The organism is Halobacillus mangrovi, from assembly GCF_002097535.1.
Classification (GTDB): domain Bacteria; phylum Bacillota; class Bacilli; order Bacillales; family Halobacillaceae; genus Halobacillus; species Halobacillus mangrovi_A.
Window position 1 is genome coordinate 3,037,336 of sequence record NZ_CP020772.1, and the last position, 14,869, is coordinate 3,052,204.

The 14,869-nt window shown below is 39.7% G+C and carries 16 protein-coding genes; 8 read left to right on the top strand and 8 right to left on the bottom strand.

Annotation, left to right across the window (positions count from 1 at the left end; genetic code table 11):
• Positions 1-549: 549 nt before the first annotated feature.
• Both HM131_RS15115 and HM131_RS15120 read right to left on the bottom strand, forming a co-directional pair.
• The gene (locus HM131_RS15115; protein WP_085030559.1) at positions 550-1,764 is read right to left on the bottom strand and encodes an ABC transporter permease; all 1,215 of its coding nucleotides are present in this window, start codon (positions 1,762-1,764) and stop codon (positions 550-552) included.
• Positions 1,757-2,500, bottom strand: a complete 744-nt coding sequence (locus HM131_RS15120; RefSeq protein WP_085030560.1) for an ABC transporter ATP-binding protein — start codon at positions 2,498-2,500, stop codon at positions 1,757-1,759. Before HM131_RS15120 ends, HM131_RS15115 begins: the two co-directional genes overlap by 8 nt.
• A gap of 147 nt (positions 2,501-2,647) precedes the next feature.
• Here HM131_RS15120 and HM131_RS15125 point away from each other — a divergent pair, with 147 nt between their 5' ends.
• The 3 genes from HM131_RS15125 to HM131_RS15135 all read left to right on the top strand — a co-directional run bounded on the left by HM131_RS15125 (position 2,648) and on the right by HM131_RS15135 (position 4,343).
• On the top strand, positions 2,648-3,076 hold the full coding sequence (locus HM131_RS15125; RefSeq protein ID WP_085030561.1) for an HIT family protein: 429 nt from the start codon (positions 2,648-2,650) through the stop codon (positions 3,074-3,076).
• A 124-nt stretch (positions 3,077-3,200) separates the two neighbouring features.
• Positions 3,201-3,743, top strand: coding sequence for a tryptophan transporter (locus HM131_RS15130; protein ID WP_085030562.1), 543 nt, complete (start codon positions 3,201-3,203; stop codon positions 3,741-3,743).
• 192 nt (positions 3,744-3,935) lie between these two features.
• A complete protein-coding gene (locus HM131_RS15135; RefSeq protein ID WP_085030563.1) occupies positions 3,936-4,343 on the top strand; it encodes a YtxH domain-containing protein in 408 nt (135 codons plus the stop codon).
• Between the two features lie 66 nt (positions 4,344-4,409).
• On the opposite strand, the gene HM131_RS15140 is transcribed toward HM131_RS15135, so the two are convergent.
• From HM131_RS15140 to HM131_RS15150, 3 genes are all read right to left on the bottom strand, one after another.
• On the bottom strand, positions 4,410-5,336 hold the full coding sequence (locus HM131_RS15140) for a glycine betaine ABC transporter substrate-binding protein (RefSeq protein WP_085030564.1): 927 nt from the start codon (positions 5,334-5,336) through the stop codon (positions 4,410-4,412).
• 70 nt (positions 5,337-5,406) lie between these two features.
• Positions 5,407-6,255: an ABC transporter permease gene (locus HM131_RS15145; protein ID WP_085030565.1), complete on the bottom strand. Its 849-nt coding sequence runs from the start codon at positions 6,253-6,255 to the stop codon at positions 5,407-5,409.
• Positions 6,239-7,441: a quaternary amine ABC transporter ATP-binding protein gene (locus tag HM131_RS15150; RefSeq protein WP_085030566.1), complete on the bottom strand. Its 1,203-nt coding sequence runs from the start codon at positions 7,439-7,441 to the stop codon at positions 6,239-6,241. Before HM131_RS15150 ends, HM131_RS15145 begins: the two co-directional genes overlap by 17 nt.
• Positions 7,442-7,725: 284 nt before the next feature.
• Here HM131_RS15150 and HM131_RS15155 point away from each other — a divergent pair, with 284 nt between their 5' ends.
• The 5 genes from HM131_RS15155 (at position 7,726) to HM131_RS15180 (ending at position 12,206) form a co-directional block, all read left to right on the top strand.
• A complete protein-coding gene (locus tag HM131_RS15155; protein ID WP_085030567.1) occupies positions 7,726-8,244 on the top strand; it encodes a GbsR/MarR family transcriptional regulator in 519 nt (172 codons plus the stop codon).
• 389 nt (positions 8,245-8,633) lie between these two features.
• Positions 8,634-9,209, top strand: a complete 576-nt coding sequence (locus HM131_RS15160) for an HTH-type transcriptional regulator Hpr (protein WP_085030568.1) — start codon at positions 8,634-8,636, stop codon at positions 9,207-9,209.
• A gap of 369 nt (positions 9,210-9,578) precedes the next feature.
• A complete protein-coding gene (locus HM131_RS15165) occupies positions 9,579-10,130 on the top strand; it encodes a DUF3267 domain-containing protein (RefSeq protein ID WP_085030569.1) in 552 nt (183 codons plus the stop codon).
• 779 nt (positions 10,131-10,909) lie between these two features.
• Entirely contained in the window at positions 10,910-11,092 is a 183-nt protein-coding gene (locus tag HM131_RS15175; RefSeq protein ID WP_085030571.1) for a hypothetical protein, read from the top strand.
• A 178-nt stretch (positions 11,093-11,270) separates the two neighbouring features.
• Positions 11,271-12,206, top strand: a complete 936-nt coding sequence (locus HM131_RS15180) for a peptidylprolyl isomerase (protein ID WP_085030572.1) — start codon at positions 11,271-11,273, stop codon at positions 12,204-12,206.
• Positions 12,207-12,282: 76 nt separating this feature from the next.
• Here the strand turns inward: HM131_RS15180 and HM131_RS15185 are convergent, their stop codons facing one another.
• The 3 genes from HM131_RS15185 to yhaM form a co-directional block, all read right to left on the bottom strand.
• Positions 12,283-12,483 (bottom strand): sporulation YhaL family protein, encoded by a 201-nt coding sequence (locus tag HM131_RS15185; protein ID WP_085030573.1) that lies wholly within the window; start codon positions 12,481-12,483, stop codon positions 12,283-12,285.
• Positions 12,484-12,552: 69 nt separating this feature from the next.
• A complete protein-coding gene (locus HM131_RS15190; protein ID WP_085030574.1) occupies positions 12,553-13,809 on the bottom strand; it encodes an MDR family MFS transporter in 1,257 nt (418 codons plus the stop codon).
• 20 nt (positions 13,810-13,829) lie between these two features.
• Positions 13,830-14,777: a 3'-5' exoribonuclease YhaM gene (gene yhaM, locus HM131_RS15195; protein ID WP_085030575.1), complete on the bottom strand. Its 948-nt coding sequence runs from the start codon at positions 14,775-14,777 to the stop codon at positions 13,830-13,832.
• Between the last annotated feature and the right edge of the window lie 92 nt (positions 14,778-14,869).

Consider the following 14,869-nt stretch of genomic DNA (forward strand, 5'->3'; position numbering starts at 1 on the left):
CACCAGTAATTATAAAAAAAGAGCTTTCTTTTATTAATGGCTCCTGATCCTCAAGGCTCAGTTTCGAGATTTTCTTGGGTCCGTCAGGTTATAAGGAGTAGGGTTGGCGTGGAAACGACTTGCTTTCCTGCGTGGGAATCTGCCGGGTTTTATATCAATTACAAGGATGGGGTTTCTATCCATATGAGTGCTCTGTAGATAACCGTAATAAAGCCTATCAAAAGACTTTCTACGTCCGGTCCAAATATAATGAAGGTAAGGACATCGGTCAATTTTAACTAATAAGGTATTTCCGTTATTCTAATTAATCGGAAGGAGGTCCGGGAAATGGCGAGACTCCTGTGGGATTAGAGTTCATGGTGAGATCCCGCAAGGCGAAGCCTAAGGAACCTCACCGGACTCTCACGGAAAGCGAGTTATTTCCCGGACCTCCTACTTCTTTCTATGGCAACGGAAACCTCCCGAGTCTCCAAGAATACTACTATATAACTGAATAAACCAAAAATTATGCAAAAAGAGAGCGGCAACCCGCTCTCTTTTTGTTAATCATTAACTTAATCTAGGCTTCACATAAGCGTTAATAAAGGCAAAGCTGAACAAACTGCCTCCTGCCCAAACGATAGCAAGCCCCAGTGGATTCCATTGCAGCAAAAATAATAAGCCGAATAGGAAAGTCTGAAACAACATCAGTTGCCTTAGCCATTGAAGCAAAGCCTGCTGTTTCCACTCCTGCCGTACTGGATACAAGTCTAGCCATACAATTGTACGGTGGTGATTCCATAAGGTCATCATCTGAAATGCGCTTAAGTATAAGAAGAGAATCGCAAATGCGATTTTTACCCACACATTTGGCACAAACCATATAGCTAGACCACCAATGATCACCAAGCGAAAATACATCCCTAAATAGTCACTGCTTCGTGTAAAAGTGATTCTAAACAGGTACGTATAGGTTCGGTCCTGTCGATAAGGAATTTGAGAGACTAAAGCCCGCACCAATGTATGGCGCTTCTTTACCGTGTTTTTCAGATGAGGTACATTGGTAAACATATTTGCGATCCGATAAAATGTCCTCATGCGCTGTTGATCTTTTTCCACAAGCAAGTCCCACGCTAGGCCAGCTTTTTGACGGGCAAGTGTGTACGTATAAAGTACTACCACTACTAAGAGGACGGTGACAATACTTGCAAAAACCCATTCGCCCTTTGATAGAAAATAAAAGATCACAACATTTAAGACAGCTTTTACTATTTGATCGGTCCATCTTATTCTGGGATTACGTTCCTTTAACATCCACCAGTTGGAAAGCATGTTCCATCCTTTTATGATTAAGACGACGCCAATCATCATTAAATAATACTCTGTCCCCAATTCGGGAAAAGTGGCAAAATACAATGGACCTAAAGCTGCCGCAATAAGAAAAACAACATAGAGTTGGACAATAAAACTATAATACAAACACCTTTTGAAGTAATCATTTAATTGAAATTCAGCCGGCAAAAGGAAAACTAAGTCCGGCTCTTTGAGCAACGTTCGTACAGGGCTATAGCTCGCAAAGAGACCGAATGCGAATCCAGTAATCACTGCTGTCGGGAAGTTTTCCGGCAAATCCAAAAGCCATTGCTGATAATAATAGGCCAAAGCTGAGATGAAAAAGAGCATCGCAAACGCTATGTGACCATTGAAGATATATTTCAAGTAACGGCTTGTCTCTTTCATATGCTCTGAAAACCGACGGGTCCAAAGCTCTTTTGCGTTAATCATCGTTCTCTTCCTTTGTCAATTGGACGTATATATCATCCAATGAAGCTCCGGACATTCTAAAGGACTCTTGTAATTCTTTTAGAGTCCCCATGGCTCTGATTTTTCCGTCATGAAGGATGATGAATCGATCACAATATTTTTCTGCGGTTGCAAGGATATGTGTAGACATCAAAATCCCTGCCCCATTCTCTTTCATCTCTTCCATCATTTGAAGGTAAGACTGAATTCCTAATGGATCCAAGCCTACAAATGGTTCATCTACTATATAGAGATCAGGCTGAATGAGAAAAGCGCACATGATCATGACTTTCTGACGCATACCTTTTGAAAAATGAACCGGAAACCATTTCAGTTTCTTTTCCAATCTGAATTCTTTTAACAGGGGATCTAACCGTTTCTTAAAGATATCCTCAGGAACATTGTAAGCCATCGCCGTTAGATGAAGGTGCTCATATAAAGTCAGTTCATCATATAATATCGGCATTTCAGGTATGTAACCGATTTGCTGGCGATATTCTTCAGGATTTTCTTCAAAAGAAGTTCCTTTGATGGATACTTTTCCTTTTTTTGCTTGCATCATACCAATGATATGTTTAATCGTTGTACTTTTTCCTGCTCCATTTAGACCGATCAGTCCAACAATTTCGCGCGGATTTACATCAAACGAAATTCCGTGCAAAACATTTTTATGTGTATATCCACCATAAAGGTCGTTAACTTGTAATAACGATTGCAAACTTCATCCCTCTTTTCATTAACATCCATTCTTCACAAATTTTATCACAATTGAGGAGCCACTTGCACTTTTTGCATAGAGTCTCCATTTTCGATTGTGTCACTTACAATATGATACAATAATACAAAAGATTAAGGAGTGAGATTGATGAGTCAGGATTGTATTTTTTGTAAAATCATTGATGGGGAAATTCCTTCAGCAAAAGTGTATGAGGACGAAGATGTCTATGCATTTTTAGATATCAGCCAGGTTACAAAAGGACACACGCTAGTCATTCCTAAACAACACACACAGGATATCTACCACACTGATTCAGATGTGGCAGAGAAGCTGTTTGCAAGAGTGCCAAAGATCGCCAATGCTCTTAAAGAAACGTATGAACCAATTGGATTGAACGTACTGAATAATAATGAGGAACCTGCAGGCCAATCTGTTTTCCACTTACATATTCATCTTATTCCAAGATACGGGAAACAAGACGGATTCGGCGCAAAGTGGGAAGCCCATTCAGATCAATACAGTACGGAAGATCTTCAATCAATTGCCGCTGAGATCAACAACAACATACAAGGTTAATGTAAATTTTGATTTTCCTCCTGATTTCTTGGTATAATTAGGTCATGCTTTCGCAAGTGGTCATGAGGACACACTTGGGAAGTAAATTTAGATTAGACGAGTATAGTTGAGGAGAGATGTTCAAATGAATACGCGTATTTTGGTGATGTTGTCATTGTTTGTAGGGATTGGAGCAGTCCTTCATGCGATTGTCCCGCCTTTCTTTTTAGGAATGCGTCCGGACATGATGTTGGCGATGATGTTCTTAGGAATCATTCTTTTTCCTAAATTGCCCTACGTTCTGATTTTATCACTTGCTACAGGGTTTATTTCTGCGCTGACTACGACGGTTCCAGGGGGTCAGATTGCAAACCTAATTGATAAACCAATTACCGCACTCAGCGTTTTTGGAATATTTATGATTCTAAAACCTTTATTCAAAGGTAAGTTTGCTGCACCCGTTCTGGCTGGTGTTGGAACGTTAATCAGTGGGGCCGTATTCTTAGGCATCGTTCTTTTTGCTATCGGTTTAATGGATGCAAGCTTTAGCGTAATGTTTATGACGGTTGTTATTCCTACCGCAGCATTGAATACCGCATTCGTAGCCGTTATTTATCCGATTGCAACAGGAATTTTAAGAAGAACGAATATGTCTTATGCAGTTCCAACGGAGAAGTCTGCAAACTAAAATTTCAACTAGTGAGAATCTAATCCTCACTTCATGAAGGCACTACCTAATCGTAGTGCCTTTGCTACATCCTTCCCCTCCTCCATCACGACATTTTCAACCAGACGATTTTTTTAGTTGTTTTTAGGTTTCATTCATACATATATAGAGAAAATAATACTATGACTTGGAATTGTGAAAGGAGTTTTCTATATGCCAAACGGAAAGTCACTTGCTCTTGGTTTTATCTTCGGCGGCGTCGTCGGAGCTGCCTACACACTACTAAGCGCCCCATCTTCTGGCCGTGATTTACGTGAAAATGCCAAATTAAAAAGTGAAAGCTTAAAAAATACGGTTCTCAGCCTGAAAGAAGAAGGCATGCAGTTGAAAGATCAAATTGCTCAAACTTCCAAAGAAGGCGCAGAGCTGATTAAGGAACTTTCAGAAGATGTAAAAACATCTGTTGAGAGCTGGAAGAAGACGGTTGAGCCTCACCAAAAGAACATTCAAAAATATCTAGAACAAATAGAGGAGAGCTTAAAGGAGCTAGAAGAAAAGGCGAAAGCACAAGAGAATAATACGGATACCGAACCTGACCACGAAATCATTAACCACCAGTAAAATGATAAAAAACCCCAGAAGGCTAACCTTCTGGGGTAAATTATTTCTATAGGAAATCATGTGTTATTATTCTGCAGGTTTTAGATCTTCAATAGACTCTACATCCATATACTTAGGAACAACGAGTCCAATCTTAGCTCCTTCAAGGTTTGCGCCTAGATCTTCAAGATTATCTTTATGCTGCTCATACAAATCACCATGAGTACCTGGCAGCCAAGCAGCAACCATACCGGCTACTTCACCTTCAGCGACAGCTTCCCACATCGGACCATTATCCAAAGGAGTGATTGTCACTTCAAATCCTTGCTGTTTCAATACTTCAGCAACAACGTTTGTAGAAGCTATTTCAGAATCCCAGTTCACATAAACAAGTTCAACTTCTGTACCTTCCACTTTTTCTGTTCCTTTTGTCCACTCGTCTACTTTGTCCTGGTTATTCTCGATCCATTTTTTCGCAGCTTCTTGTTCACTTGTACCTTCATTGATATCAAGCATTACAGTTTCCATATCTTTAGCAGTCCAATTGAATTGATCTAGAATCTTATAAGCATTTGGTTTGTCACCTTCTAGACCTTTACGCACCATTGTCTTAATTTGTTCTTCTCCACCGAAGACTTCTTTCGGATCTTCAAGATATTTCAAGTCATATTTAGCAAATTTCCAGTGCGGTGTCCATCCTGTTACGACAATCGGTTCTTCATTTTCAATTGCTTCCCCTAGGGCTGTAGCCATTGCTCCTGAAGAAGAAGTAGCTACTTCCCATCCAGCAAGATTTTCATACTCTTCTGTTGCCGTCTGTGCTGCTTTTACTACTCCAGCACCTGCTTCAATACCTGTGATCTCATAATTCATTTCCTCACTGTAGTTTGTGGAGTCTCCACCTTCACTTCCAGAGCTCTCAGAACCTTCATCGGAAGAACCGCAGCCTGCTGCGACAAGTGTCAAAGACAGACCAGCTGCAATCCCCAGACGTTTTAAATTTAGATTAAACATGTAAATTTCTCCCCTTTTAATAGATTGATTTATAAGGAAAGGGCGTGATAGCAGCCCTTTCTATCTTTTTTTATTGTTCACCGCGTTGAGTATTTAAGTTCTGTGTAAAGCGGTCGATGATAATAGCTAAAATTACAATACCTAGACCTGCTACAAAGCCTGTACCGACCTCTGCACGCTGAAGTCCAGTAATAACCGTTTGTCCAAGTCCTTTCGCACCGATCATGGATGCAATAACAACCATAGATAGAGCAAGCATGACTGTTTGGTTAATCCCTGCCATGATCGTTTTCTTAGCCATTGGCAATTGAACTTTAAATAGTTTTTGTGTTCCGGTTGTTCCAAATGAATCAGACGCTTCAATTAATTCATGAGATACTTGACGGATTCCTAAGTTTGTAAAACGAACCGTCGGAGGTGTTGCGAAAATAACGGATGCAAATACACCCGGAACCATACCGATACTGAAAAATGCAACAGCCGGAATCAAGTAAACGAACGCCGGCATCGTCTGCATGAAGTCGAGGATGGGCGTAAGGATACTTTCTACCACTTTACTTTTAGCCATCCAAATACCGAATGGAACTCCAATTATGACTGAAATTAAACTCGCAAATATCACGAGCGTAAATGTATTCATCAATTCTGACCAAAGCTCCTGGTTGGAAATAAACCAGAGACCAATGACTGAGAAAGCTGCCAAACCAAACTTTTTACCGGATATAAAGAATGCTACAACACCAACAATTAAGATAAAGAGCCAGATTGGGATACTCATCAGCCAATCTTCTGCGAACATTTCAATAAAGTCACCAAAATCATTCTTAATAAAATCAAATAGAAATTCGAACGTATCTGTAATCCAATCCGTAGCAGAAGAAATCCATTCCGCTACAGGAATCTTAGGAATCAATTCCATTTAAGTTCACCTCACTTCCAGCTAATGCAGCAATAACAGCACCTCTTACGATAATTCCTCGCAGCTTGCCGTCTTCAACGACTGCTACAGGAACTGGCGCATCATGAATCACATCGAAAATCTCATTCATAGAAGTATCTTTTTCCACTTTGGGAATGTCAGTACGAAGAATCGATTTCAGATCTTTCGCATCCTTCTGGACAGCTTCTGATACGTCGTCAGCGGTCACATAGCCTTTCAAGTTACGCTTCGCATCTGTGACATAAATTGTAGATAGTCCTTCTTTCCGCATCCGCTCAAGCGCTGTTCTAGGTCCATGCTTCTCAATATCAACAGTTTCTGGACGTTTCATAATGTGCTCTGCTGATAGCACTTTAGAACGATCAACGTCTTCAACGAATTTTTCAACATAATCATTGGCAGGGTTAACTAGAATCTCTTCCGGTGTACCGATTTGGACGATTTTTCCGTCCTTCATTAATGCGATACGATCACCGATCCTTAGTGCTTCATCAAGGTCGTGAGTGATGAAGAGGATAGTCTTTTTCATAGACTCTTGAAGCTCAAGCAGTTCATCCTGCATCTCTTTTCTGATGAGTGGGTCAAGTGCAGAAAAAGCTTCGTCCATAAGCAGTACTTCTGGATCGTTTGCAAGTGCACGGGCTAAACCGACACGCTGCTGCATCCCACCTGATAGTTGGCCAGGGAATTGATGGATATAGTCTCCCAGCCCTACCATTTCAAGTGACTTTTGTGCTTTTTCCTTACGTTTATCCTTGTCCACCCCTTGCACCTCAAGACCGAATTCAGCATTTTCAAGAACGGTACGGTGTGGAAACAAAGCAAATCGTTGGAAAACCATGCTTAGCTTTTGACGGCGGACTTCCCGAAGATTTTTCTTATCCATTTGCGCTAAGTCCTGACCATCGATGTACACGCTGCCTTCCGTTGGTTCGATCAATCGGTTAATTAAACGAACGAGCGTGGATTTACCACTTCCGGATAATCCCATGATGACGAATATTTCTCCTTCTTCTACATCAAAGGATGCCCGATTTACCCCAACGGTATTGCCTGTTTTCTGTAATATCTCTTCTTTGGATAAACCTTCGTCCAAATATTTAGTAGCTTTCTTTGCTTGCTTACCAAATATTTTGGACAAGTTTTCTACCTGTATGATCGGCACGTCTATCACCTCTTATGTTTTAGTTTATTATGGTACGTTCAGTCCGTTTTTTATCCGTACTCGCAATCACCTTTACTACTGTAACCTATTTGTAATAAAAAGTTCAAACCATAAATACTTTAAAATAAGAACAAAAATTACGTACAGTTTAAACTGTACAAAGTTAAAATACCTAATTTCTACATATAACTTTTATTTTCTCTCAAATACTCCCTTATATTTAATTTTTATTAATAACCAAAATATAGTAATGTTATCATAGCAACTTTGATAAGGAGGATCTTATGGTATTAAAAGATCACCAATCACTAGAAGACATTCATACAAAAGTCATACACGAGTTTTCAAAAACACTCGAGATGTTCGGATTAACGCCAGCCGATGCTCGATTATTCGTAACGTTATATATTAATCGTTCTCCAATGACATTGGATGAAATGAGTGAAGCACTAGGAAAGAGTAAAACTTCTATGAGTACAGGCGTACGCGGACTGGTTGATCAGGGGCTGGTCGAACGTGTATGGAAAAAAGGGGTACGAAAAGACCTCTATCAAGCAAATGAAAACCTTTATAAGAATTTCATGTCTTCCTATATAAAGAAATGGCAAAAGGCAGCCTATGAGCAAGAGGGTTCATTAAAAGGGATTGAAAACGATCTAAAAGTTCGTTATCAGGATTTTTCAAAGGATGACGAAATAAATAAAGCAAATAACCTCTATAAGCGCATTGAAGATATGATAAAATTCCATGAGTTAATTATGCGTGCGTTTCAAGAAATTAACCCCAATGCAAGCTCCTACTAATTAACCCCTATTTAATGTCCTAAAAATCATAAGACCATCAGTCCGGTAAAAATCTTTTTCACCGTGCTGATGGTCCTGGGTTAGGGTTAAAAGGGGCCAGTACTTACAACTGAACCCTCTGCAATTCCACAAATGACACTTGAAAAATAACACTTGAAAGCCAAAGAATATTTTAGTTCATTTTTGAGAAATGGCCGTTGTACCACAAATGTTACCGTTTATATTTTTTTTAAATAATATTTTAGCACATTATATCTTGAAAATTTATTAAAAGGTATTATCATTAAAGGTGACACGGTCTGTTCTAAGATGTGGTTTTCTTGGCGATTTCCTCATTCATGTAAACCTGACACTCAAGATTATTGACTACCCTAAAGAAGGTGAGATGTATGAAAGATAAAATTTCCAAACGGGAGGCAATTTTTTATAGTCATAAAATGGCGCAACTTTCTAAAGCTCTTTGGAAAGCCATTGAAAAGGATTGGCAAGAATGGATCAAGCCTTTCAAACTTAATATCAATGAGCACCATATCCTATGGATTTCTTACCATTTAAAAGGGGCCAGTATCTCTGAAATTTCGAAGTACGGGGTTATGCACGTGTCTACAGCATTCAATTTCTCCAAAAAGCTTGAAGAAAGAGGGTTATTACAATTCTCTAAGCGAGAAAATGATAAGCGTAACACATATGTGGAACTGACCGAGGAAGGTGTGGAGTTGTTAGAGGCTACATTATCAGAATATAACCCTGACGATAACTCAGTATTAAGAGGCGTACTTCCGATGACAGAAATGTATGGCAAGCTCCCTGAATTTCTGGATTTATCTGCGTTAATTAAGGAAATCTATGGGGACGAGTATATGGAAATTCTAGAGCGTTCCTTAGAGAGTATTGAAACGGATTCAGTAATCAATCAGCCAACAGACCTAGAAACGTATAAGAAACAAAAACCAAAATCGTCTTAAATGTACCAGTTATCATACCATTTCATTGCATCCTGTTTTTGAAATTAAATAACCCTTTCTGAAGTCATTATTCAGAAAGGGTTATTTAATGAACAAACGGAACTAAATGCCTCATTTTTTTCCACTGTTTTTCCTCTTCCCCACCTCTTTTCAAATCATCGCTTTGTGCACCTTCCCTACATACAACGAACTCCCGTCAAATCAGTTTTTACAACAAATATATTTTTTACAAAAAACCTATTGCTTTTTCTCCTGAAACGTACTATTATTCCTCTTGTGCGATAAACAAAATTGATTTGACGAAATTACCAATATCATAGCGATATTTCTTATATAATCACAGTACTTTTTGTAGCAAAGGGGGATTCTATGATGAATTGCTGGAAAACAGTGAACATCAACAAAGAATTCGGTCTTAACCGCTTATACCTGATGTCGTTTTTGACTGGACTATTGTCCTTTCTACTATTATATTTACCGTTTTCTATGTTCCATGGCACTCACGATATGAAAGACCACGGCTTTTTGCCACTTCTTGTCATATTGTTTTTCTTGCCATCTATGCATCGACTTATGCATATTTTGCCGCTCATTCTCTTTTATAAGAGACTTCGAGTGAACTTTAAATTCAGAAAACGTGTTATTCCAACGTTCACTTACCAATGCAAATCCAAGCTATCAAAACAGACATCGATCATGATGGCGCTGGCACCGACGTTGTTCATTACCATTCCAGCACTCATCATGGCCTGTGTCTTCCCTAAGTACTATGCGTATTTAATCTTGTTTGCATCTGTAAATATTGGAATATCTTTTTCTGACTATCTCTATTTGAATTATTTTGCAAGAGCCCCGCGTAAATGCATTATCGAGAATGCGAAAGAAGGCTACGACATCCTTGTACAACAGCGTGAAGCTTAATCAAATACAGATGAGAAAAAAGCTCAGAGTTAAGTAAACTCTGAGCTTTTTCTTATCCCACTAACACCTCCTATTCCTGTATACTCAGTTTCGAGACTTTCTGGGTCCGTTGCGTGATAAGTGTTAGGGTTGGATGGAAAACAACTCGTCTAGCTCCTTCTCCCACGGGAGTCTCGCTGTTTTCCATCCACCCCCATCTGTTCTGTGATGAACGGACCCACAATCGCAACTATAAAGCTCTCATTTCAAATTACATTAAGTTTATTGAATAGTAATGAGTAAATGCGTGTTCAGTTAAGTACAATACTGAACTAATATACCGGACCTTGACGCGATTTGGCTGATATATAGAACGTTTCTACCCCATTGAGCTCTAACAATCTTGTGCCCTAATCTTCTTGAGGGCGGATATACTTTCCCAACTTAACTTCTTCATTTTGTGTTTCCGTTACTCCAAACAATCGGAAGGAGGTCCGGGAAATGGCGAGCCTCCTGTGGGATGAACATGACAGGTGAGACCCCGGAGAGCGATTAGCTCGAGGAGGCTCAGCGCATGCCCACGGAAAGCGAGTCATTTCCCGGACCTCCTAGTTCCATCCACGGCAACGGAAACCTTCCATCACAATATATCTTGACAGCGTGTCTTTCAGAATCGTGCTATTTAGCTGAATAATACCCACCATAAATGTTCTTTTTCTGATTTTCACCGCATAATTCTGTTCAAGGGTAAGAAATTTTGATAGAGTAGTTTCATAGGGAATAAAGGAGGTTTCTTCATCATGGCATTTGGATTTATCTTGTATGCACTCGTCATTTTATTTGTGTTCAACTCACTCACTCATTCCTTATGCTTGAAAACAAAGATGTCGACTGAAAAGCAAACTCGCGTCTTCAGAACAATCAACGTTCTGATCACCATATTACTCATATCTTCATATGTAGAAGTACTCAATACACTATAAGCAGACAGGCCATGACGGCACCCCCGTCACGGCCTGTTTTATTTCTGTTTGACTCTTTTTTATATTTCTTTTCCTCTATGGAACATGCAAGGCAAAATATGTTATATTTACTCATGGGCTGTAATAAGTAGATCTCTACGTCATGAAAATCATAAAATCGCAAATAGGAGTGTACGTCATGAAGAAAATTGCAATCACAGCTGCCATAGCGGCCAGCGTATTCACTTTATCCGCTTGTTCATCTAATGCGGATGATTCCAAAACTGTTGTAGAAACAAGCGGCGGGGAAATCACAAAAGAAGAATTTTATCAGGAATTAAAGAAAAGTAATGGAGAACAAGTTCTACAGCAACTAGTCATGAAAGAAGTCCTAGCAAATAAATACGATGTATCTGATGAAGCAGTCAATAAAGAACTAGAAACTCTAAAAGAACAATACGGTGACCAGTTTGAAATGGTCCTTCAGCAAAGCGGCTATGGAAGCGAAGAAGAATTTAAAGAAGTCATCCGTTTCAGTCTTCTACAAGAAAAAGCAGCATCTGAAGATGTCGAAATTTCCGAAGAAGAGATGAAGCAATACTATGAGCGCATGAAGACAGAAGTTCAAGCAAGCCACATCCTAGTCAAAGACGAAGAAACAGCTAAAGAAGTAAAACAAAAGCTTGAAGACGGAGGAGACTTCGGTAAACTTGCAAGTGAATATTCTTCTGACGGATCCGCACAGCAAGGTGGTAAGCTTGGCTGGTTCGGACCTGGTAAAATGGCACCTGAATTCGAAGAAGCAGCATATAGCCTTGAAAAAGGTGAAATTAGCGAACCTGTCAAAACTCAGTTCGGCTTTCATATTATTAAAGTAACAGACAAACGAGATGCTGAAGATGTGAAACCATATGAAGAAGCAAAAGAAGAAATCAAGCGTACCCTTGTTAGTCAAAAAGTCGATCAGGCTAAGCTGCAAGAGAAAATGGATAAATTGATGCAAGAAGCAGAAATTGACGTTAAAATTGAAGAGTACAAAGACCTATTCAAACAACCTGAATCTGCTCCTGCCGAAGGTTCTGAGTCAGGCGGAACAGAGGGAAATAGTTCAGAGCAAAACACAACCGAAGAATAAACAACATCATTTCATAAACAGCACTAACCATTCAGGTTAACAAACCAAAAGCCAGGTGATTCCAATCACCTGGCTTTTAATCTGGCATCATCGTTTTCTCTTTTTTGCCTCGTCTTTCTTTCTCTCTTTCCATCCGTTTCAAGTAGACTTGACCTTCTTGTTCGATAAACTGCTGCTCCAAATGATGCTCTGCCCGCATCGCACGAATAGCCATATAACCACTTATAAAAATAAAAATAATACAAAAGTACACCCAGATTGGAATCCCAAACAACATAGTTGGTTCCTCCCTAACTCATTTGTATCTAGTCTATGAAGTCCATTCCCAGATTATGAACAAGCCTTGTTAAGAAATACCCTCTCTTATCCTTCTAAACATAACAAAATAGATAGCTGCGCTTCCCACAGCAAAAAGGCCCAGCAAGACAAATGTCATAGAATAACTCATATAATTTGAGAAAATCAAACTTAATGGGGCAAGCAGTCTTCCGATTGTAAACCGTAACGAAGCAGCAGAAAAATACTGCCCTCTCATATTTTCTGGAGCGAGTTTAGAAACAAAGCTTTCCTGAATACCAACGACCATTAATTCTGCAAAAGTAAAAATTCCCATGGCCAGTATGAATACCCAAACACTCTGGGTCATTCCATATAAAGTAATCCCTACTGCATAAAATAGACTGGAAAAAATAAACACTCTCTTTTCCTTAAACCGATTCATCCATTTCGTTACGGCTACTGTAAATAGAGCAACGAGCAAACCATTTTCAGCTAACACGAGACCGAAAGCTCGTTCACCTGAAACTGTCCATTTCCAGTCTCCCAACTGAAGCAAAGTTTGGTTCTGAACGACTTCACTCGTGTAAACTGCTATCAACAAGTCCAATTGCATAAATGTTTGTGCAGCTAAAACACCAGCAATGATGAACAGAAGAAATGTCCGGTCTTTAGCGATGACACGGTAGTCACTTAACTCTTTCCAGATTACAGAGAATAGAGTTTCTCCTTTTTCCTTAACCCTTTCTGTCACCGTTGTCGTTTCCTCTAAGTAGTAAGAAAGAACCCCAGCTAAAAGTGCAGTGATAACCACTCCAGCAAGCAGCATCTCAAATCGATATGTATAGAAGATGTAACTCCCTATAAGAGGTCCGATAACCACTGCGATATTAATAGACGTATAAAAAACTGCAAAAACATCTGCTCTATGTTTTTCTGGTACAACATCAGCGACCATTGCATGGGAAGCTGGCCAATAAAAAGCCCCGAATATGCCCAATAAACTGAAGGCAATAAACGTTACTATTGGAGAATCAAGCCAAGGGGAATTGGCAGCTGCGAACAGTACGAAGGTAAAACTCTCCCCTATTGCAGAATAGACCATCATTCTTTTTCGGCCGAAACGATCTGCACAATATCCTCCAATCAAGCTAGCAAGCACGGAAAAGGCCTGGGATAGCATTAATAGAATTCCCGCATAATCTTTTCCAAACGAACGTTCAAAGTAGATCGTCATAAAGGGGAAGAACATCCAAAATAAGATGTTCATCGAACCTTCCCCAAACAAACGGATCTTTAAATTCCGATCCCAATCTTTCCATTTCATATGTCTTTCTCCTACAGCGGTTATTTTTCTTCAAATAACGGTTTATAAAAAGAACGTTGTTCAAGTGAATACATTTTATCCGTAAAATCGCCAGGGTTCACTTTACTTAATGCCCGATTCATCATATTAAGTCTTGCATCAAGCATATCGATGTAGTGCAGTACTTCCGCTTCCCGTACTAGTGGTGGTTTCGGGCTTCCCCACTCCGCTTTTCCGTGATGGCTTAAAATCATATGCTGTAAGACGGTTACTTCTTCACCTTCGATCTGCAGCTCGTTCGCAATAACTCGAATTTCTTCCACCATTAAAGGAATATGACCAATCAACTTCCCCTCTATTGTATAGGAGGGGGATGATGCATTTGATAACTCTCTCAATTTTCCCAGGTCATGTAGGATGATTCCTGCATAAAGCAAATCTTTATTCAATTCGGGGTAGAGTCCAACTAATTCTTTTGCCAATCGAAGCATTGAAACGATATGATGGGCAAGGCCTGACACATATTCATGATGGTTCCGGACAGCTGCGGGATAGGTGAGCAGATCATCTTGATATTGCTTCACAAACTGTCGAGTGATTCTTTGGAGGTTGGCATTTTTCATTTCAAATATTGCCTCTGTGATGCGCTCCATTAGGTCTCCCTTTTCAACAGGCGCTTTCTCAATAAAATCAGACACAAAGACTCCATCCGTCTTTTGGGAAGGACGGATACTGTGAATTTTCAACTGTGGTTTATTTCGGAATTGTCCCACTTCCCCACTTACTTTTACAAGCTCTCCCTGCTGAAAAACATGCTCGTCCTCATTACTCGCTTCCCAAAGTTTAGCGTCAATTTCCCCTGTCTTATCCTTCAGCATGAACGATAAGAATGGTTTGCCATTACTAGCTACTCCTTTTGTAGCTGATTTTATCAAAAGAAAATGATCGAAGGTTTCTCCAATTTGGTAATAAGCTATTCCTTTTTTCAAATTTCACTCCCCCTTTTTCATATAAAAAAACTGTCCCTTCATCCCTTCACGTACTATAATACTACGCTCCTGGAGGTGGGGACAGCTTTATA

Excerpts from the sequence above, each read along its gene's own strand:
- HM131_RS15175 (WP_085030571.1), top strand. The coding sequence starts at position 10,910 with ATGGCATTTGGATTTATCTTGTATGCACTCGTCATTTTATTTGTGTTC.
- HM131_RS15135 (WP_085030563.1), top strand. The coding sequence starts at position 3,936 with ATGCCAAACGGAAAGTCACTTGCTCTTGGTTTTATCTTCGGCGGCGTC.
- HM131_RS15145 (WP_085030565.1), bottom strand. The coding sequence starts at position 6,255 with ATGGAATTGATTCCTAAGATTCCTGTAGCGGAATGGATTTCTTCTGCT.
- HM131_RS15130 (WP_085030562.1), top strand. The coding sequence starts at position 3,201 with ATGAATACGCGTATTTTGGTGATGTTGTCATTGTTTGTAGGGATTGGA.
- HM131_RS15165 (WP_085030569.1), top strand. The coding sequence starts at position 9,579 with ATGATGAATTGCTGGAAAACAGTGAACATCAACAAAGAATTCGGTCTT.
- HM131_RS15125 (WP_085030561.1), top strand. The coding sequence starts at position 2,648 with ATGAGTCAGGATTGTATTTTTTGTAAAATCATTGATGGGGAAATTCCT.
- HM131_RS15180 (WP_085030572.1), top strand. The coding sequence starts at position 11,271 with ATGAAGAAAATTGCAATCACAGCTGCCATAGCGGCCAGCGTATTCACT.
- HM131_RS15140 (WP_085030564.1), bottom strand. The coding sequence starts at position 5,336 with ATGTTTAATCTAAATTTAAAACGTCTGGGGATTGCAGCTGGTCTGTCT.
- HM131_RS15160 (WP_085030568.1), top strand. The coding sequence starts at position 8,634 with ATGAAAGATAAAATTTCCAAACGGGAGGCAATTTTTTATAGTCATAAA.
- HM131_RS15155 (WP_085030567.1), top strand. The coding sequence starts at position 7,726 with ATGGTATTAAAAGATCACCAATCACTAGAAGACATTCATACAAAAGTC.
- HM131_RS15115 (WP_085030559.1), bottom strand. The coding sequence starts at position 1,764 with ATGATTAACGCAAAAGAGCTTTGGACCCGTCGGTTTTCAGAGCATATG.
- HM131_RS15190 (WP_085030574.1), bottom strand. The coding sequence starts at position 13,809 with ATGAAATGGAAAGATTGGGATCGGAATTTAAAGATCCGTTTGTTTGGG.
- HM131_RS15185 (WP_085030573.1), bottom strand. The coding sequence starts at position 12,483 with ATGTTGTTTGGGATTCCAATCTGGGTGTACTTTTGTATTATTTTTATT.